Consider the following 20,150-nt stretch of genomic DNA (forward strand, 5'->3'; position numbering starts at 1 on the left):
CCGAAAGAAGCGATGAATTCCTTATTTTCTACCCCACAGCGTGCGCGCCGCCTTCCGCTGGCGCTGGCCGCCCTGGCCTTGAGCATGGCGGCAGGCACCGTACAGGCGCAGGCACCGGCCGACAGTACCATGGTCAAGCTGATCCGTGGCCTGATCCAGAGCGGCGCCCTGAACAAGGATGCCGGCGAAGCCTTGCTGGCGCAGGCGCAGAGCGAAGCGCTGGCCGCCGCGCAAGCCCGTCCGGCCGCCGCGCCGGCCGCCCTGGCGCAGGTACAGCCGGGCGACGTGCGCGTGCCGTACATTTCGCAAACCGTGCGCGAACAGATCCGCGACGAGATCAAGGGACAAGTGCTGGCCGAGGCCAAGGCGGGCGGCTGGGCGGCGCCGAATGAAACGCCGGCCTGGACCAAGCGCATCCGCCTGGAAGGCGACGTGCGCGCGCGCTACGAATCGCGCTACTACGACATGGCCAACAGCAATATCGAGATCGACTGGCGCTCGCTCAACAGCGGCGGCTACGACGTCAATTCGAACACCAACCTGGCCCTGCCGGCGTTGCTCAACACGCGTGAAGACCGCAAGCACCTGCTGCGCGCCCGTGCCCGCCTGGGCATCCTGGCCGACATTTCCGACACCACGCAAGCGGGCATCCGCCTGGCCAGCGGCAACGACGACAGCCCGGTATCGACCACGCAAACCCTCGGCGGCGGCCTGGGCAAGAAAAACATCTGGCTGGACCAGGCCTGGCTGTCCTACCAGCCCGCTTCCTGGCTGAAACTGACGGCGGGCCGCTTCGACAATCCATTCGTGTCGGGTGACGAACTGTTTTCCAGCGAACTCAATTTCGACGGCATCGCCGCCAAGGTGCAGCAGCCGGTGGGCGCGGCCAAGGACGTCACCGTGTTCGGCACCCTGGGCCTGATTCCGCTCGAGTATTCGTCCGACAATGCGCCTAGCCGCAGCCAGGCAAAAATGTCGAGCGAAAACAAGTGGCTGCTCGGTGCGCAGGTGGGCGCCTCGTGGAAGATCAATGGCGACCATCAATTGCGCGGTGCGCTGGCCTACTACAACTTCCGCAACATCAGCGGAGAATATTCGCAGCCGTGCGCGCTGTATGCGGGCGCCGATGGCTGCAGCACGGACTGGTCGCGTCCATCGAGCATGCAGAAGGGCAATAGCTTGATGTTGCTGCGCAATATCGCCCTGAACCCGCTGGACCCGGCGAATACGCCGCAGCCGCAATTCGTGGGCCTGGCCTCGAAGTTCCGCCTGGCCAACCTGAATGCGCGCTGGGATAGCAAGGTGGCCGGCGGCACGGACTTGCGCATCGAAGGCGATTATGTGCGCAACATGGCCTACGACAAGAACGCAATGTGGGCGCGCGCCAAGGGCGGCATCATGAACAACTTCGGCGGCACGGGCGGCGTTTCGCAAGCCGATTTCAAGAGCGGCGGCAATGCCTACATGCTGCAGGCGACCCTGGGCAAGGCGAACCCGGCGGCGCGCGGCGACTGGAACGTGCTGCTTGGCTACAAGCGCATCGAACCGGACGCCCTGCCTGACGCCTACAACGATTCCACCTTCCACCTGGGCGGCACGAATGCGCGCGGCTATTACCTGGGCGGTGCGTATGCGCTCGACAAGAATACCTGGCTCAATGGCCGCTGGACGTCGAGCCGCGAAGTGTTCGGTTCGGCACTGTCGATCGACACCCTGCAAATCGAATTGAACGCGCGTTTTTAAGGAGCCATGATGTTGATATTCAACAAAACGCGCTTGCCGGTCTTGCTGCTGATGCTGCTGGCCGGCGGCGCCGCCCAGGCGCAGGGACAGAAGGGGCAGAGCATGGAAGAGCGTTTGCGGGCCGAGTTGCGCAATGTCACGGCGCAATTGCAGCAGACGCGCGGCGAACTGGAAGCGCTGAAAGCCAAGGGCGTGCCTGCCGCCAAGGCGGCGCCCGCCGCTGCGGCGCCTGCCAGCGATGGCTTGAAGAAGGAGCTGGCGCGCAGCCAGTCGCAGCTGGCGCAGGAACGCGCGCAGCGGGAGAAACTGGCAGCCGAGCAGCAGCGCAGCGCCGCCGCCGCGCAGGAGGCCAGCGCCAGTCTGACGCAGTACCGCCAGGCCGGCGAACAGCTGGCCGCCACGGGCAAGCAGCTGGCAGCGGAGCGTGCGCGCCTCGATGGCGAGGTGGCGGCGCAGCGCGGTGCCCTGGCGCGCTGCGAAAGCAAGAATGCCCAGCTGTATGCGGCCGGGCAGGACATCCTGCGAGCGTATGAAGGCCTCGATGTGCTGGACGTCATGAAAGCGCGCCAGCCGTTCGCCGCACAAAGCCGGGTAAAACTCGAGCAAATCGCCCAGCAGTACGGCGACCAGCTGTACCAGGGCCGCTTTGATGCGCGTCAAACAAGTGACACGCCGGCCGCTCCCGCGCCGGCACCCCAATAATTTTATTTTTGAAATGAATGGAATGACGATGGAACACATCAACACCTTGCTGACCACCCTGAATGCGGAACAAACGGCCGACGCCATCAAGGCGGCCGGCTGCGCCGTGACCAGCATCGAACACGACGGCGTCGTGCGCCTGCACAGCGCCAGCCATGGCATCGGCTTTCAGGTGCTGTGGGGTAACGAAGCAGCGCCCGGCCAGTACGCGGACCTGACCCTGAGTTGCCCGCTGCGCGTGCAGGGCGGCGACCTGCCGGCCGGCTTGCTGGCCGAATGGCACCGCAGCAAGCGTTTTGCCCGCGTGGCCCAGCATGGCGATTTCGTCGTGCTGGAGATGGATGTGCTGGTTGCCGGCGGCGTCAGCAAGGAGTACCTGGATATCAATCTGCAACTGTGGACGCAGATGATGGGCCAGTTCTTCTTGTTTTTGCGCAACTTTACGCCGGCCGATACGAGCACGGCACCGGTAGTCGAGGCCGCCAGCGTGGCAGAAGACGACACTGTGCCGGCCTGATAAGCCATCCGCTGGCGGCAAAAAAGGCCCATGACGGGCCTTTTTTGCCGCCAGCGGACCCCAAGTGTCGTATTAAATACTTATTTTTTAGGCATCGCGCATTAAAACTGCTCAAAGAGCGTGTGTGAATCAAGCCAGCAACGCCTGTATGGCGGATAATATTGCCTGTTGCCGATTTGGATACGACCTTTACACAAAAATGCGCCCCATGGATTTTACCCGCGACGAAACCAGTGAAACCCCAGTTGCCCCGGCCAGCGCGCCGGGAGCGCCTTTGCCGTATGCCGTCGCCACCTGGCTGCAGCGGGTGGAGGCTGCCGCCCATCCGAAGGCTGTGCTGACGATTGCCGAGCCCGATCCCAAACTCAACCAGCATCGCCTGATCTACGTGCTGGCGCCCACCAGCGGCGGCCGCCACGTGGCCCTGTGCCTGTACAAGGCGCGGCTGCGGCCGAACGGCGACGTGGCGGCGGCGTCTCCCATCAGCGAAATCTTTTCCCTGCTGTCGGCGCCGCCCACGTTCTTGACGCCGGCCGATGAAGACCTCGTGCGGTTCTTCGTGGCCATGCGCAGCGGACAGAATTCGCAGACGGGCAGCGCCACGGAGCCGAAGGGCAAGGTGGGCGCGGCCCTGCTGAAAATGCTGGCCGAGCAGGATAAGCTGCTGTGGGCCAATTCCTGGGCCGACGTGGGCAATGGTCTCGTGTACCCGTTGAAGGAAGGTCCCGTGCGCCCCGCGCGCCTGTTCTGGCGCGACGAGGGCAAGACCATGCGTCTGGGCTGGCAAGTGGACCCGCCGGAAGGCGCGAAGCACCATGGCGCCGACCAGATCGACTACATGCTGCCCACCGATCCGCCGTGGTACATCGATAACCTGTCGTGCGGCGTGCTGGAACTGAACCAGGGCGGCTCCGACATTTCCCTGGCCGACCTGCAGGCGCTGGTGGCGCAGGCGCCGCCGTTGAACGCGAACGACAAGGTGCGCGTGTCGCAACTGCTGCTGGCGCAAGGCTTGCAGCATCTGATGCCGCTGCCGCAGCCGTTGCCGCAGCGCTTGCGCAAGGACGTGCCGGCGCAGCCGGTGTTGCTGCTCGATAGCGCCATGCTGGCCGACGGCAGCCTGCAGCGCTGGAGCGACTTCGCCGTGCTGTCCTACGACTACGATGGCGAGCGCGTCTCGTTCGACCCGTCGCAGCGCGTGGTGCGGCAAGTGGGCGAGGTGACGGAAATTATCCAGAGAAATACGGTCGATGAAGCGCGGGCCCTGGCGACGTTGGCCGAGCTGCAATTCAAGAAGCCGGGTTCCGCCCCCTGAGCGGTTTGAAGGGCGCCTTGCTGCTGCCTTCCCAGGCGGAATGGCTGCGTTTTGCCGAGTCCGGCATCGACGCCTTGCTGGCGCAGGGCTGGATCGTGGAAAAGACGGCCAAGTACCGCTACGATGTGAGCGACGTGGGCGACTGGTACGCGGAAATCGACGACCAGGACCCGGACAGCGGCAACGCCTGGTTCGAACTGGAACTGGGCATCGTCGTCAACCACGAGCGCGTGCCGCTGCTGCCCGTGCTGGTGCAGCTGATCCGCAATGCGCCCAACGATTTCAATCCGAAAGTCATCGAAGCGCATGCGGACGACGACCAGATGCTGGCGACCTTGCCGGACGGCACGCGCGTGGCCCTGCCGTGGGGCCGCGTGCGCCCGATCTTGAACACCCTGGGCGAACTGTATTTCGGCGACAAGATCAGGCATGCCGTGCGCATGTCGACGCTGGACGCGGCGCGTCTGGAAGAGCTGGCGCGGGGCCTGGAGATGCAGTGGACGGGCGGCGAACAGCTGCGCGCCATGGGCCGCAAGCTGAGCCAGTTCGGTTCCGTGCAAAAAGTGGCGGCCCCGGCGGGCCTGCAGGCGACCTTGCGCGATTACCAGGCCGATGGCCTGGCGTGGATGCAATTCCTGCGCGACCATGACCTGGCGGGCATCCTCGCCGATGACATGGGCCTCGGCAAGACCGTGCAGACGCTGGCGCATATCCTGGTGGAAAAGGAAGCGGGCCGTCTCACGCATCCGGCCCTCGTCATCGCACCGACTAGCTTGATGGGCAACTGGCAGGACGAGGCGGCAAAATTTGCGCCCAGCCTGAAAGTATTGCTGCTGCAAGGCAAGGACCGCGCCCAGCAATTCGACCAGATCGACCAGTGCGACCTGGTGCTGACGACCTACGCCCTGCTGCCGCGCGACGAGGAAACCCTGCGCGAGCACGATTTCCACCTGGTCATCCTCGATGAATCGCATTACATCAAGAATACGCGCAGCAAGGCGGCGCAAAGCGCGGGACTGCTGCGCGCGCGCCACCGCCTGTGCTTGTCCGGCACGCCGCTGGAAAACCACCTGGGCGAATTGTGGTCGCAATTCCACTTCCTGCTGCCGGGCTTGCTGGGCGACGAGAAGACGTTTAACACGCAGTTCCGTCACCCGATCGAGCGCCAGGACGACCCGCTGCGCCGCATGCTGCTGAACCGCCGCATCAAACCGTTCCTGCTGCGCCGCACGAAGGACAATGTCGCCAAGGAACTGCCGCCGAAGACGGAAATGGTGCGCAAGGTGGAGTTGACGGGGCCGCAGCGCGACCTGTATGAAACCGTGCGTCTTGCGATGGATCAAAAAGTACGCGAAGAAATCGACAAGAAGGGCGTGGCGCGCAGCCAGATCGTCATCCTCGAAGCGCTGCTGAAACTGCGGCAAGTGTGCTGCGACCCCCGCCTCGTGAAATCCTTGCCGGCGAAGAAGCAGTCGGCCGGTTCGGCCAAACTGCTCGACCTGATGCAGATGGTGGAAGACTTGCTTGACGAAGGGCGCAAGATCCTCGTTTTCTCGCAATTTACCAGCATGCTGGAATTGATCGAGGAAGAGCTGGAATCGCGCGACATTCCGTACGCCTTGCTGACGGGCGAGACGAAGGACCGGGGCGCGCAAGTGGCGGCCTTCCAGCAGGGCGCCGTGCCGATCTTCCTGATCAGCCTGAAAGCGGGCGGCGTGGGCCTGAACCTGACGGCCGCCGACACGGTGATCCACTACGATCCGTGGTGGAATCCGGCGGCGGAAAACCAGGCCACGGATCGCGCCTGGCGCATCGGCCAGGACAAGCCCGTGTTCGTCTACAAATTGATTGCCAAGGGCACCCTGGAAGAAAAAATCCAGCTGCTGCAGCAAAAGAAATCGGAGCTGGCGCAATCGATCCTGGCCGAAGGCGAAGCGCAGAAGATGGCCCTCACGCAGGAAGACTTGCAGCAGATTTTCGCCCCGCTGGAAGATTAACGCTGGCACACGCTTATACTTGGCGCTTCTTTCCTGCCAGGTATAACGCATGCTGCCCATTTTCCTCCTGCTGCTTGCCGGCGCCGTCCTCATGGCGCTGCGTTTCGTCCAGTTGCGCCGCGCCCTGTTGCGCGCGCGGGCGGGCGAAGCGCAGTTCCGCCTGCTGGCCGAACATGGCCGCGACGCGGCCTTCCTGCTCGACGCCACGACCCTCGAATTACTCTACATCAGCCCTGCCGCGCAACGCCTGACCGGTTACGATCTGGCCGCCTTGCGCGCACACGCGGCGCGCCTGGCGGCGGACGTGCCGGCCCGGCTGCAGCGCTGGCGCGACGGCGATGCCAGCCGCTTGACCCTGCTGCGCGAAGTGGAGCTGGCGCATGCCGACGGCCATCCTCTGGCGCTGGAAGTGAGCTCGACCATCGTGCCCGCGGCCCCGGGGCGGGGCGTCACCGTGGTGGGCACGGTGCGCGACGTCAGCGCCGCCCACGCGCAGGAAGCCGAGCGGGAAAAGGAGCAGAAGCGTTTCGCCTCGATGCTGTCGCATGAATTCCGCACGCCGCTGGCCACCATCGACGGCGCCATCCAGCGCCTCGTCTCGACGTCGAGCGAGGCCGACGAGGCCACGCGCAAGCGCTACGTGAAAATCCAGACGGCCGTCGACCGTTTGCTGGGCATGATAGACGACTATTTATCGCCCGAACGCATGGCGGCCATCGGCCGCGAGCGGGCCGCCGACGGCATCGCGCCGCTGGCCTTGCTGCAGCAGGCGGCCGCCACCGTGCCCGCCAGCCACCGCGTGCAGCTGGAACTCGATGAAGACTTGCCGGCCAGGCTGCGCTGCGACGTGCCCGGCATGGCTCTGTGTCTGAAAATCCTGCTCGACAACGCCGTCAAGTTCAGCCCGCCGGGCAGCGCCATCACCGTGTCGGCCAGGCTGGTGCCCGAGGGCGGCGTGGCCCTGTGCGTGCGCGATGCGGGGCCCGGCTTGCGGGAAGAGGAACTGGCGCAGCTGTTCGAGAAAGGTTTCCGTGGAACCGATGCCACGCATGCGGGTGCGGGCCTGGGCCTGTACATGGCGCGCGCCGTGGTGGACGTGCATGGGGGAGTTTGCAGGGGCATAATCTGCCCGAAGGCGGGGCGCTTTTCCGGATTTGGCTGCCGCTTCCTGTCTAGACAAGGAAAAGCCTTGCTTCCGCTGAAGCCAACCGTGATAATTCCTTGACGTAAACCTATTGTGCCGTCCATCATGGTGTAGAAGTGAATGGCATGGTTTGCCCACGGTAGCTCACTAACGGAAGAATGGCGTAGCAATGACGAAAATACTGATCGTCGAAGACAATCTGGACTACGCCGAAGACATGGCGGAGTTTCTCGTTGAGCTCGAACACGAAGTGCATATCACCAGCTCCGCTGGCGGGATGTGGACGGCGTTGAGCCATGGTAATGTCGGCGTGGTCGTGCTGGACCTGGGCTTGCCCGATGAGGACGGCTTCAACGTCATCCCCCGCATGCGCCAGCTGTATCCGCAAATCGGCGTGCTGGTGCTGACGGGGCGTGTCGCTTTCGACAGCCGCATCCTCGGTTTGCGCCTCGGTGCCGACCACTATCTGACCAAGCCCATCAAATTCCCGGAACTGGCCGCCCACATCGAGGCGCTCGACCGCCGCGTGGGGCCGCAAGATCCCGTGCCCGAGCCAGGCAAGTGGACCTTGAAAGTAAGCGCTCGCCAACTTGAATTGATGGGTGCCGTCATCGCCCTGACGGAAAAGGAATTCAATTTCCTGCACCTGCTGACCATCAACACCCGCCCCGTGCCGCGCGACGTCATCGTGGCCGGCATGGGCGGCGAAGACCCCGATGCGGGCCGCCGCGTCGACATGCTCGTGTACCGCCTGCGCAAGAAGGCCAAGACGGGCCTGGGCCAGGACTTGCCGCTGCGCAGCGCGTATGGCGAGGGCTACAGTCTGTCGGCCAGTTTCAACTTGTCTTGATACCGTATGCCAGCCACCCACGGAGGGTGGCTGCATAAAAGGGACAGAGTCAATCGCTTTTTTCAAGATTTCAAATAAAACAGGGTCAGAGTCGCGTCCTGCGCTCGGAAGTGTGTAAAATCAAGGCCTTAGCCTTCATTTTTCGATTTTGCCATGGCCCGTTTGCCCCGCCTCATCATTCCAGCACTGCCCCATTACGTGATCCAGCGCGGCAGCAACCGCCAGCCCGTGTTCCAGGACGCGCTTGATTACGCGCAATTCCTGTCCTGGCTGAAAACGGGCGCGAAAATGTTCAAGGTGGCCGTCCACGCCTATGTTTTATTGCCTGATCAGCTACATTTATTGGCCACGCCCAGCGATGCGACGGGCCTGGGGCAGCTGATGCAGTGGCTGGGACGCTATTACGTGCCGTATTTCAACCAGAAATACGGTCGCGAAGGGGCGTTGTGGCAGGGACGCTACAAAACCTCCGTCATCGATCCCGACAATTTCTTCCTTACTTGCTGCCGTTACCTGGAATGCGTGCCCGTGCAAACGGGTCTGGCCGCCCAGGCATTGGACTATGGCTGGTCCAGCTATGCCCACCATGCTGGTGTGCGGCCCGATCCCGTCATCACCGACCACGCGCTGTACTGGGCGCTGGGCAACACGCCGTTCGACCGCGAGGCGGCGTATCTGCGCCTGTTCGAGCAAGGTCTGGGCAGCAGCCAGGTGAAAACCGTGGAACAGGCTGTATTGAAGGGCTGGCCGCTGGGTTCCGACGCTTTCAAGCAGGCGCTGGAGCAGAAAATGCAGCGGCAAGTGCTGCCCGCCAAGCGCGGTCGTCCCCGCAAAATCGTGGCCGAGTCGGACGCCAATTGAAAAGTATTCGCATTTAAAACAAAAAACGGTTTCTTTCTGACGTTTTATTGAAATCGCTTTGACTGTGTCCCTATTAAATTTTTCGGGCGACGGAATCAAATTCAATTCGACTCCGACCCTAATTATTCTGGTTGAGTTTTTTGTTGCGTTGCACTACTCTAGTTTTTCGATAGTCATATGCAGCGGAGAAGCCCATGAAAGCGCAAGGCCTGTACGACCCAGCCAATGAACACGATGCCTGCGGCGTCGGTTTCGTCGCCCATATCAAGGGCAACAAGACCCATTCGATCGTCGAACAGGGTTTGCTGATTCTGAAAAACCTCGATCACCGGGGCGCCGTGGGCGCCGATGCGCTGATGGGTGATGGCGCCGGCATCCTGATCCAGATTCCCGACCAGTACTACCGCGAAGAAATGGCCAAGCAGGGCGTGGAATTGCCGCCGCCTGGCGAATACGGCGTGGGCATGGTCTTCCTGCCGAAGGAACACGCGTCGCGCATCGCCTGCGAACAGGAAATCGAACGCGCCGTGCGCATCGAGGGCCAGGTCGTGCTGGGCTGGCGCAACGTGCCCATCGATACGGACATGCCGATGTCGCCCACCGTGCGCGCCAAGGAACCCGTCATCCGCCAGATCTTCATCGGCCGCGGCCCGGACATCATGGTCACGGACGCGCTCGAGCGCAAACTGTATGTGATCCGCAAATCGTCGGGCCACGCCATCCAGGCCTTGAAACTGCTGCACGGCAAGGAATTCTTCGTGCCGTCGATGTCGGCCCGTACCATCGTCTATAAAGGCTTGCTGCTGGCCGACCAGGTGGGCGTGTACTACAAGGACTTGCAGGATGCGCGCTGCATCTCGGCCCTGGCCCTGGTGCACCAGCGTTTCTCGACGAATACCTTCCCCGAATGGCCGCTGGCCCACCCCTATCGTTTGATCGCGCACAATGGCGAGATCAACACGGTGAAAGGTAACTTCAACTGGATGCGCGCGCGCGAAGGCGTGATGAAGTCGGCCGTGCTGGGCGACGATTTGCAGAAACTGTTTCCCCTGATCTATGAAGGCCAGTCCGACACGGCGTGCTTCGACAATGCGCTGGAATTGCTGTTGATGGCCGGCTACCCGATCGCCCAGGCGATGATGATGATGATTCCGGAAGCGTGGGAAAACCACACGACGATGGATGACAACCGCCGCGCCTTCTATGAATACCACGCGGCCATGATGGAACCGTGGGACGGCCCGGCCGCCATGGCGTTCACGGACGGCCGCCATATCGGCGGCACCCTGGACCGCAACGGCTTGCGTCCGGCGCGCTACATCGTCACGGACGACGACCTGGTGGTGATGGCGTCGGAATCGGGCGTGCTGCCGATCCCGGAATCGAAAATCATCCAGAAATGGCGCTTGCAGCCCGGTAAAATGTTCCTGATCGACCTGGAAGCGGGCCGCATCATCGACGACCAGGAACTGAAAAACACCTACGCCAACGCCAAGCCGTATAAAGCGTGGATCAACTCGGTGCGCATCAAGCTCGACGAGATCAAGCTGGCCGAAGGACAAGCCAAGCTGGACCGCGCCCAGGGCGAAAAAGCCCAGCCGTCGCTGCTGGACCGCCAGCAGGCGTTCGGCTATACGCAGGAAGACTTGAAATTCCTCATGGCGCCGATGGCGCTGGCCGGCGAAGAGGCGACGGGTTCGATGGGCAATGACTCGCCGCTGGCCGTCATGTCGAACAAGCTCAAGCCGCTGTATAACTACTTCAAGCAATTGTTCGCGCAAGTGACGAACCCGCCGATCGACCCGATCCGCGAAGCGATGGTGATGTCGCTGGTGTCCTTCATCGGCCCGAAACCGAACTTGCTCGATACCAACAACGTCAACCCGCCGATGCGCCTGGAAGTGGCGCAGCCCGTGCTGGGCTTTGACGACATGGCGCGCTTGCGCAACATCAGCGCGCACACGGGCGGCAAGTTCAAGTCGTACGAACTGGACATCTGCTACCCGCTGGCCTGGGGCAAGGAAGGCGTGGAAGCGTGCCTGGCCTCGCTGTGCGCGGAAGCCGTCGATGCCGTGAAATCCGGCCACAACATCCTGATCGTCTCGGACCGCGCCATCTGCGCCGACCAGGTGGCGATCCCCGCGCTGCTGGCCACGTCCACCGTGCACCAGCACCTGGTGAGCAAGGGCTTGCGCGCTTCCACCGGCCTCGTCGTGGAAACGGGCTCGGCCCGCGAAACGCACCACTTCGCCCTGCTGGCAGGCTATGGCGCGGAAGCCGTCCACCCGTACCTGGCCATGGAAACCCTGGCCGAGATGGCGCACGGTTTGCCCGGCGACTTGTCGGCGGACAAAGCCATCTACAATTACACCAAGGCGGTGGGCAAAGGCTTGATGAAAGTCATGTCGAAGATGGGCATTTCCACGTATATGTCGTACTGCGGCGCGCAAATCTTCGAAGCCATCGGCCTGAACAAGTCGCTGGTGGACAAATACTTCAAGGGCACGGCCTCGAACGTGGAAGGCATCGGCGTGTTTGAAGTGGCGGAAGAAGCGCTGCGCCTGCACGCGCTGGCCTTCGGCAACGATCCCGTGCTGGTCGATAAGCTCGACGCGGGCGGCGAGTATGCGTTCCGCGTGCGCGGCGAAGACCACATGTGGACGCCGGACGCGATTGCCAAGCTGCAGCACTCCACGCGCAGCAACAATTTCTCCAGCTATAAGGAGTACGCGCAAATCATCAACGACCAGAGCCGTCGCCACCTGACCCTGCGCGGCCTGTTCGAGTTCAAGCTCGACCCGACCAAGGCGATCCCGCTCGACGAAGTGGAACCGGCCAAGGAAATCGTCAAGCGTTTCGCCACGGGCGCCATGTCGCTCGGTTCCATCAGCACGGAAGCGCACGCAACGCTGGCGGTCGCCATGAACCGTATCGGCGGCAAGTCGAACACGGGCGAGGGCGGCGAAGATCCGAACCGCTACACGCAGGAATTGAAGGGCATCCCGATCCGCCAGGGCGATACCATGGCGTCCGTCGTGGGCGCCGAGCAGATCGTCGTCGACATTCCGCTGCAGGAAGGCGATTCCATGCGCTCGCGCATCAAGCAGGTGGCGTCGGGACGTTTCGGCGTCACGGCCGCCTACCTGAATTCGGCCGACCAGATCCAGATCAAGATGGCGCAGGGCGCGAAACCGGGCGAAGGCGGCCAGTTGCCGGGCCATAAGGTGTCCGAGTACATCGCCAGCCTGCGCTTTTCCGTGCCGGGCGTGGGCCTGATTTCGCCGCCGCCGCACCATGACATCTATTCGATCGAAGACCTGGCGCAGCTGATCCATGACTTGAAGAACGCCAATCCGCGCGCCTCGATTTCCGTGAAGCTGGTGTCGGAAGTGGGCATCGGCACGGTCGCCGCCGGCGTCACCAAGGCCAAGGCCGATCACGTGGTCGTCGCCGGCCACGACGGCGGCACGGGTGCCTCGCCATTGTCGTCCGTGAAACATGCGGGCACGCCGTGGGAGTTGGGTCTCGCAGAGACCCAACAAACGCTGGTCTTGAACGGCTTGCGCAGCCGTATCCGCGTGCAGGCCGACGGCCAGATGAAGACGGGCCGCGACGTGGTCATCGCCGCCCTGCTGGGCGCCGACGAGATCGGTTTCGCCACGGCGCCGCTGGTGGTCGAAGGCTGCATCATGATGCGCAAATGCCACCTGAACACGTGTCCCGTGGGCGTGGCCACGCAAGATCCGGTGCTGCGCGCCAAGTTCTCGGGCAAACCCGAGTATGTCGTCAATTACTTCTTCTTCGTGGCCGAGGAAGCCCGTCAATTGATGGCGCAGCTGGGCATCCGCACGTACGACGAACTGATCGGCCGGGTCGATTTGCTCGATAAATCCAAGGCGATTTCGCACTGGAAGGCGCAGGGCCTGGACTTCTCGGCCATCTTCCACAAGCCGGAAACGCCAGACGGCCAAGCCTGCCGCCACGTGGAATTCCAGGACCATGCGCTGGAGAAAGCACTCGACCACAAGCTGATCGCGCAAGCGCGCGCGGCGCTGGAAAAGGGCGAGCGCGTCTCCTTCATCTCGCCCGTGCGCAACCTGAACCGCACGGTGGGCACCATGCTGTCCGGCGAAGTGGCGAAGAAATATGGCCATGCCGGCTTGCCGGACGACACCATCCACATCCAGCTGCAAGGCACGGCGGGCCAGTCGGCCTGCGCCTTCCTGGCGCATGGCATCACGATCGACCTGGTGGGCGAGGGCAACGATTACGTGGGCAAGGGCTTGTCGGGCGGACGCATCATCGTGCGCCCGAATACCGAGTTCCGCGGCTGGGCCGTGGACAACATCATCATCGGCAACACGGTGCTGTACGGCGCCATCGCCGGCGAAGCCTTCTTCAACGGCGTGGCCGGCGAACGCTTCGCCGTGCGCAACTCGGGCGCCACCACGGTGGTCGAGGGCCTGGGCGACCATGGCTGCGAATACATGACGGGCGGCACGGTCGTGGTGCTGGGCAACACGGGACGCAACTTTGCGGCCGGCATGTCGGGCGGTATCGCCTATGTGTATGACCCGGCCGGCGACTTTGCCAGCAAATGCAACACGGCCATGGTCAGCCTGGACAAGGTCGTCTCGGCGGCGGAACAGCACGTCGACCGCGACGCCTGGCATACGCAGCACCGCGATGGCGTACCGGAAGCGGACGAGGTCATCCTCAAGCGCCTGATCGAGCGTCACTTCAAGCACACGGGCAGCACCCGCGCCCGCGTCCTGCTCGACGACTGGGCCGCGGCGCGCGGCAAGTTCGTGAAAGTCTTCCCGAACGAATACAAGCGCGCGCTGATCGAGATGGCAGCGGACGCCGCCATGGAAGTGCAAGCCGTCGCCGCCTGAGCCAGCCAAGCTCATTGCCAAATGAATTGACCAGGGAGCGGCCGGGCCGCTCCCCGCCAGCCAAATACAAAGGAAACATCGTGGGTAAAATTACCGGCTTCATGGAATTCAAGCGCCAGGACGAACACTATCTGGAGCCCGCCGCGCGCCTGAAGAACTACAAGGAATTCGTCTTGCACCTGTCGGACGCGCAAGCGACCGTGCAGGGCGCGCGCTGCATGGATTGCGGCATTCCCTTCTGCACTACGGGTTGCCCCGTGAATAACATCATTCCCGACTGGAATGACCTGGTGTACCGCGGCGCCTACCGCGAAGCGCTCGACATCTTGCATTCGACGAATAACTTCCCGGAATTTACGGGCCGCATCTGCCCGGCGCCGTGCGAATCGGCCTGCACCCTGGGCATCCATGAAGATCCGGTCGGCATCAAGTCCATCGAGCATAAAATCATCGACATGGGCTGGGAGCACGGCTGGGTCACGCCGCAGCCGGCGGGTTTTAGCACCGGCAAGAAAGTGGCCATCGTCGGCTCCGGTCCTGCCGGCCTGGCGGCGGCGCAGCAGCTGGCGCGCGCCGGCCATGCCGTCACCGTGTTTGAAAAGAGCGACCGGGTCGGTGGTTTGTTGCGTTATGGCATCCCCGACTTCAAGATGGAAAAGTCGCACATCGATCTGCGCGTAAAACAGATGGAAGCCGAAGGCGTGGTGTTCCGCACCAGCGTGCTGGTCGGCAAGGATTTCCCTGCCAATGTGAACAACTGGGCCAAGGAAACCATTTTCCCGGAAGACCTGGAAAAAGAATTCGACGCCGTCATCATGGCCGGCGGCGCCGAGCAGCCGCGCGACTTGCCCGTGCCGGGCCGCGACTTGAAAGGCGTGCACTTCGCCATGGATTTCCTGCCGCTGCAAAACAAGGTCAACGCGGGCGACAAGCTCAAGGACCAGATCAAGGCCACGGGCAAGCACGTGGTGGTGATCGGCGGCGGCGACACGGGTTCCGACTGCGTCGGCACCTCGAACCGCCATGGCGCCGCTTCCGTGGCCCAGTTCGAACTGATGCCGCAGCCGCCGGAACAGGAAAACAAGCCGCTGGTCTGGCCGTACTGGCCGACCAAACTGCGCACCTCGTCCTCGCACGAGGAAGGCTGCGAGCGCGACTGGGCCGTGGCCACCAAGCGTTTCGAAGGCAAGGGCGGCAAGGTGGAAAAGCTGATCGCCTGCCGCGTGGAATGGAAAGACGGCAAGATGAGCGAAGTGCCGAACTCGGAATTCGAGATGAAGGCGGACCTGGTCTTCCTGGCCATGGGCTTTGTTTCTCCTGTTCAACAGGTGCTGCAAGCGTTCGGCGTCGATACGGATGCGCGCGGCAACGTCAAGGCGACCACGGATGGCGCCGGCTGCTACCAGACCTCGGTGGCCAAGGTGTTTGCGGCCGGCGACATGCGCCGCGGCCAGTCGCTGGTGGTGTGGGCCATTCGCGAAGGGCGCCAGTGCGCACGCGCCGTCGATGAGTTCCTGATGGGGGCATCCCTGCTGCCGCGCTAATTAACGAGCAATTGTTCGTTTTTTGACAGGGCCACGGCGCGGATTGCGGCGTGGCCTTTCTTATTTTTACTTGTCAAGTCGACAGCTGTGAGCGCCATCGGATGGGGGCGCGATGCGCAGGTCAAATTTCCACTACAATATCTGACTTTCGATTCATTAGTGTTGTATTCTTCCCCTTCACGGGGCTGTCCCAAGGGGTGTCTCAGCAGAGGTTGGCGTTTCTGCACTACAATACGCCATTAAAATAGTGAGCTTCGTCGTGCCAAATCTTGTTGAGATCCGTGATTTACACTTTGCCTATGGAGAACGTTCGATTTTATCGGGCCTTCAAATGGATTTCCCACGTGGAAAAGTTGTGGCCGTCATGGGTGGCTCCGGCAGTGGCAAGACGACCGTACTGCGCCTGATCGGCGGGCAGTTGCGCCCCGGCTCCGGTTCCGTGAACGTGGACGGCCAGATCGTGCATACGCTGGGGACCGACGAGCTGTATCAGCTGCGCCGCAAGATGGGCATGCTGTTCCAGCACGGCGCGCTGTTTACGGACCTGACGGCGTTCGAGAACGTGGCGTTCCCCCTGCGCGAACACACGGACTTGAATGAAGAGCTGATCCGCACCCTGGTGCTGATGAAGCTGCACGCCGTGGGCTTGCGCAATGCGGCGCAATTGAAGCCGGCCGAGATTTCGGGCGGCATGGGCCGCCGCGTCGCGCTGGCGCGCGCCATCGCGCTCGACCCCGAACTGATCATGTACGACGAGCCGTTCGCCGGCCTGGATCCGATTTCCATGGGCGTGACGGCCAATTTGATCCGCAATCTGAACGATGCGCTGGGCTCCACGTCTATCCTGGTATCGCACGATGTGAAGGAGTGTTTCGCCATCGCTGATTATGTCTATTTTCTGTCATCAGGCAAGATCGTGGCGCACGGCACGCCGGCCGAGATGGCCGTGTCGACGCATCCGTACGTCAAGCAGTTCGTCAATGCCGAGGCCGATGGCCCCGTACCGTTCCACTATCCGGGCAAGTCGCTGGCCGACGACCTGGGCTTGCACGCGGGGGCGGGCCGATGATCGCGCGTTTCCTGGCGGCGATCGGAGCATGGTTGCGCAATTCGGTACAAGACCTCGGCTTTGCCGTGCGGTCGTTCTTTATCATCATCGCCTCGTCGGGCGGCCTGTGGCGCCGTCCGCGCCTGGTGATCGAGCAACTGTTTTTTATCGGTAACCGCTCGCTGGTGATTACCGCCGTCTCCGGCCTGTTTGTCGGCATGGTGCTGGGTTTGCAAGGCTATTACACCCTGACCACGTATGGCGCCGAGCAGTCGCTGGGCTTGCTGGTGGCGCTGTCGCTGACGCGCGAACTGGGCCCCGTCGTCACGGCGCTGCTGTTCGCGGGCCGCGCCGGCACCTCGCTGACGGCGGAAATCGGCCTGATGAAGGCGGGCGAGCAATTGTCGGCCATGGAAATGATGGCCGTGAACCCGATCCAGCGCGTGCTGGCGCCCCGTTTCTGGGCCGGCGTGATCGCCATGCCGATCCTGGGCGCCATCTTCACGGCCGTCGGCATCATCGGCAGCTACCTGGTCGGCGTGGTGCTGATCGGCGTCGATGAAGGCTCGTTCTGGTCGCAGATGCAAGGCGGCGTGGATGTCTGGAAAGAAGTGGGCAACGGCACCATCAAGAGCCTGGTGTTCGGCATCGCGGTGACCTTCATCGCGCTGTTCCAGGGTTACCAGGCGCAGCCGACGCCGGAAGACGTCTCCGGCGCGACCACGCGCACGGTGGTGATTTCGTCGTTGATGGTGTGGTGGCTCGATTTCATGATGACGGCGTTGATGTTTAGCAAGTAATTGCCGATCAGCGACAAACAGCGGGCCTGGGCAAGATGTTGCGCAGGCGGCAGCAAGTAAAATTATTTAGGATTGTTTATGCAACGTAAATCTTTGGATGTCTGGGTCGGCTTGTTCGTCTTGCTGGGTGTGGCGGCGTTGATGTTTCTGGCGCTCAAGGCCGGCAATATGAGCTCGCTGTCTTTCAGCAAGACGTATACCATTACGGCCAAGTTCGACAATATTGGCGGCCTCAAGCCGCAGGCGCCCGTCAAGGGCGCCGGCGTGGTGGTGGGGCGCGTGGCGGAGATCCGCTTTGACGACAAGACGTACCAGGCGCTGGTGAAACTCGACATCGAAGATGGCTACAAATTTCCGAAAGACAGCTCGGCCAAGATTTTGACGGCCGGTTTGCTGGGTGAGCAATATATCGGCCTGGAAGCAGGCGGCGATTTGGCGAACCTGGCAGAGGGCGACAAGATCGCCCGTACTCAATCGGCCACAGTGCTGGAAGACCTGATCAATCAGTTCATCTACAGCAAGGCAGCGGAAGGAAAGGACAGCAAATGAGCGAGTCGACCAAGCAATCCCAAGGCAGCCTGGCGCGTATCGGCCTGGCCCTGGCCATCGCCGCCGGCGTGAGCGCCTGCGCCACCGGCACCAATCCGCGCGACCCGCTGGAAGGGTATAACCGCGCGATGTTCAAGTTCAACGATACCGTTGACCAGGTGGCCCTGAAGCCCGTCGCCACGGCCTACAAGACGGTCACGCCGTCGTTCGTGCAAACGGGCGTGGGCAACTTCTTCGGCAACTTGTCCGATGTGTGGAGCGCCGTGAACAATTTGCTGCAAGGCAAGGGTGAAGCGGGCTTGCAAGACGTCGTGCGCGTCAGCATGAACTCGACCTTCGGCATCCTCGGCCTGATCGACATCGCCTCGCAGGCCGGCATTCCCAAGCATAACGAAGACTTTGGCCAGACCCTGGGCTGGTATGGCGTCCAGTCGGGACCGTACGTGATGCTGCCGCTGCTGGGGCCGTCGACCGTGCGCGACACGGCGGCCCTGCCGCTCGATATCACGGGTGACCCCTGGCGCTACAAGGATCCGGTCAATGTCCGCAATATCGGCACGGTGACGCGCGTGGTCGACAAGCGCGCCGCGCTGCTCGACGCGACGAACCTGATGGAAGCGGCCGCGCTGGACCGTTATGAATTCATCCGCGACGGTTTCCTGCAGGCGCGCGAAAGCAAGGTCTTCGATGGCGATACGGACCGCCGCGACCGCAAAGTGCCAAAAAACGACAGCAGCGAATACGAGCCGGAGTACGAGGCAAAACCGCAGCCTGCCAATGACGCGCCTGCGGCCACGGCCGCCGCCGCGGTGGCGCCGGCGGACCTCGTAACATCTGGTAGCAATACCGTTGCTTCCGAGGCCAGGCCCCAGGAGTAAACTCCGGTACAGAAACACCACGGCTGCGATCAACGCCAGCCGGTGCATAGCAACACCATGAAAGGTAGAACCATGAAATTGATGAAACAACTGCTGGCGATGGTCACCATCGCCTTTGCCACCGCCGCCCAGGCCGCTCCTGCCGTCGAAGCGCCGGATGTCCTGGTCAAGCGCATCAGCCAGGACGTGATCGACACGGCCAAGAACGACAAGGCCATCCAGGCAGGCGATATCAAGCGCGTCACCGAATTGGTGGAAAGCAAGATCTTGCCGTACGTGGATTTCCAGCGTATGACCTCGCTGGCAGCGGGCCGTCACTGGCGCGACGCCACGCCCGACCAGCAAAAGCAGCTGGCCGCGGAATTCCGCACGCTGCTGATCTACACGTACTCGGGCGCCCTGTCGCAGATCAAGAACGAAACCGTGGAATTCAAGCCGCTGCGCGCCGACCCTAGCGACACGGAAGTGGAAGTGCGTTCGCAGGTCAACGTGGCGCGCGGCGAACCCGTGCCCCTGAACTACCGCGTGGCGAAAACCCCGTCCGGCTGGAAGATCTATGACATCAACGTGCTGGGCGCGTGGCTGGTGGAAACCTACAAAAGCAGCTTTGCCAGCGAGATCAGCAAGGGCGGCATCGATGGTCTGATCAAGACCTTGCAGGCAAAAAACAAGGCCCTGGCCAGCCGTCCCGCTGCCAAAGCCAAATAATCGGCTATCATATAGCTCCTGACCCAGCTCCAGACCAGCGCAGCCCGACGCCATGCCCGATTCTCTCGACACCTTGCAGTCCCTGACTTCCCTGACCGTGCACAATGCCACTTCGGCATTGGAGCAGGGTCTGGACGCCATCCGCTCGGGTCAGACGAAGTTCGACCTGCGCAACGTCAAGGCCGTCGATTCGGCCGCCGTGTCCGTCATGCTGACGTGGCAGCGCGCCGCGCAGGAGGCGGGCGCCGTGCTGGAGCTGAAAAACCTGCCGAACAACCTGAAGAACCTCACCAAGCTGTATGGCGTCTGCTCGCTCGTCTCGAGCACCTTGACGGCCGACGACTGCGCCAGCGCCGGCGGCCACGCCGAACGCAGCCCGTCCGACCTGCATCATCATTGATCCTGTCCCACTCCCCGCATCAGCAGTAGCTTTCAAGCCGGCAGACCAGCAGCGCCGCCGGATTGATCTCCAAGTGTTCCACGAATTTTCCAACTATAATTGACTGTTGCGCCGTCCTCGCCTGAAGGTGGCGCCCTGCACCGGCCTGCCGGCCTGGATGTCTCCGGCAACTGGCGCATCACACCAGACGCATTACACT

Annotated in this window: 14 protein-coding genes and 1 pseudogene; all 15 read left to right on the forward strand. The window is 62.6% G+C overall.

The annotated features are described in order from the left end of the window. The first annotated feature begins 12 nt into the window (after window positions 1-12). Window positions 13-1,743: a putative porin gene (locus tag ACRHIG_RS03760; protein ID WP_489629408.1), complete on the forward strand. Its 1,731-nt coding sequence runs from the start codon at window positions 13-15 to the stop codon at window positions 1,741-1,743. Window positions 1,744-1,752: 9 nt separating this feature from the next. Further along, window positions 1,753-2,445, forward strand: coding sequence for a hypothetical protein (locus ACRHIG_RS03765; protein ID WP_489629409.1), 693 nt, complete (start codon window positions 1,753-1,755; stop codon window positions 2,443-2,445). Between the two features lie 28 nt (window positions 2,446-2,473). Next, window positions 2,474-2,962: a YbjN domain-containing protein gene (locus ACRHIG_RS03770; protein WP_489629410.1), complete on the forward strand. Its 489-nt coding sequence runs from the start codon at window positions 2,474-2,476 to the stop codon at window positions 2,960-2,962. Between the two features lie 208 nt (window positions 2,963-3,170). Then, window positions 3,171-6,274 (forward strand): annotated as a pseudogene (locus ACRHIG_RS03775) (DEAD/DEAH box helicase). Between the two features lie 49 nt (window positions 6,275-6,323). Next, entirely contained in the window at window positions 6,324-7,499 is a 1,176-nt protein-coding gene (locus tag ACRHIG_RS03780) for a PAS domain-containing sensor histidine kinase (protein WP_489629411.1), read from the forward strand. A gap of 88 nt (window positions 7,500-7,587) precedes the next feature. Beyond that, window positions 7,588-8,268 carry a response regulator transcription factor gene (locus ACRHIG_RS03785; protein WP_034753797.1) on the forward strand — a complete coding sequence of 227 codons (681 nt, stop codon included), beginning with the start codon at window positions 7,588-7,590 and terminating at the stop codon, window positions 8,266-8,268. A 153-nt stretch (window positions 8,269-8,421) separates the two neighbouring features. Then, the gene (locus ACRHIG_RS03790) at window positions 8,422-9,129 is read left to right on the forward strand and encodes a transposase (protein WP_489629412.1); all 708 of its coding nucleotides are present in this window, start codon (window positions 8,422-8,424) and stop codon (window positions 9,127-9,129) included. 194 nt (window positions 9,130-9,323) lie between these two features. Next, window positions 9,324-14,024 carry a glutamate synthase-related protein gene (locus ACRHIG_RS03795; protein ID WP_475416707.1) on the forward strand — a complete coding sequence of 1,567 codons (4,701 nt, stop codon included), beginning with the start codon at window positions 9,324-9,326 and terminating at the stop codon, window positions 14,022-14,024. An 80-nt stretch (window positions 14,025-14,104) separates the two neighbouring features. Beyond that, complete coding sequence (locus tag ACRHIG_RS03800) at window positions 14,105-15,568, forward strand: glutamate synthase subunit beta (RefSeq protein WP_475416706.1); 1,464 nt, start codon at window positions 14,105-14,107, stop codon at window positions 15,566-15,568. 259 nt (window positions 15,569-15,827) lie between these two features. Then, window positions 15,828-16,637, forward strand: a complete 810-nt coding sequence (locus tag ACRHIG_RS03805; RefSeq protein WP_152252789.1) for an ABC transporter ATP-binding protein — start codon at window positions 15,828-15,830, stop codon at window positions 16,635-16,637. Continuing rightward, the gene (mlaE, locus tag ACRHIG_RS03810) at window positions 16,634-17,416 is read left to right on the forward strand and encodes a lipid asymmetry maintenance ABC transporter permease subunit MlaE (protein WP_034780952.1); all 783 of its coding nucleotides are present in this window, start codon (window positions 16,634-16,636) and stop codon (window positions 17,414-17,416) included. The genes ACRHIG_RS03805 and mlaE overlap by 4 nt, the downstream gene beginning before the upstream one ends. A gap of 78 nt (window positions 17,417-17,494) precedes the next feature. Then, window positions 17,495-17,965: an outer membrane lipid asymmetry maintenance protein MlaD gene (gene mlaD / locus ACRHIG_RS03815; protein ID WP_070219660.1), complete on the forward strand. Its 471-nt coding sequence runs from the start codon at window positions 17,495-17,497 to the stop codon at window positions 17,963-17,965. Continuing rightward, window positions 17,962-18,843 (forward strand): MlaA family lipoprotein, encoded by an 882-nt coding sequence (locus ACRHIG_RS03820; protein WP_489629413.1) that lies wholly within the window; start codon window positions 17,962-17,964, stop codon window positions 18,841-18,843. Before mlaD ends, ACRHIG_RS03820 begins: the two co-directional genes overlap by 4 nt. A 72-nt stretch (window positions 18,844-18,915) precedes the next feature. Next, window positions 18,916-19,551, forward strand: a complete 636-nt coding sequence (locus tag ACRHIG_RS03825; protein ID WP_475416704.1) for an MlaC/ttg2D family ABC transporter substrate-binding protein — start codon at window positions 18,916-18,918, stop codon at window positions 19,549-19,551. A 52-nt stretch (window positions 19,552-19,603) separates the two neighbouring features. After that, window positions 19,604-19,951, forward strand: coding sequence for an STAS domain-containing protein (locus ACRHIG_RS03830; protein ID WP_475416703.1), 348 nt, complete (start codon window positions 19,604-19,606; stop codon window positions 19,949-19,951). The last annotated feature ends 199 nt before the right edge of the window (window positions 19,952-20,150 follow it).

It is taken from the genome of Janthinobacterium sp. C22, assembly GCF_057919405.1.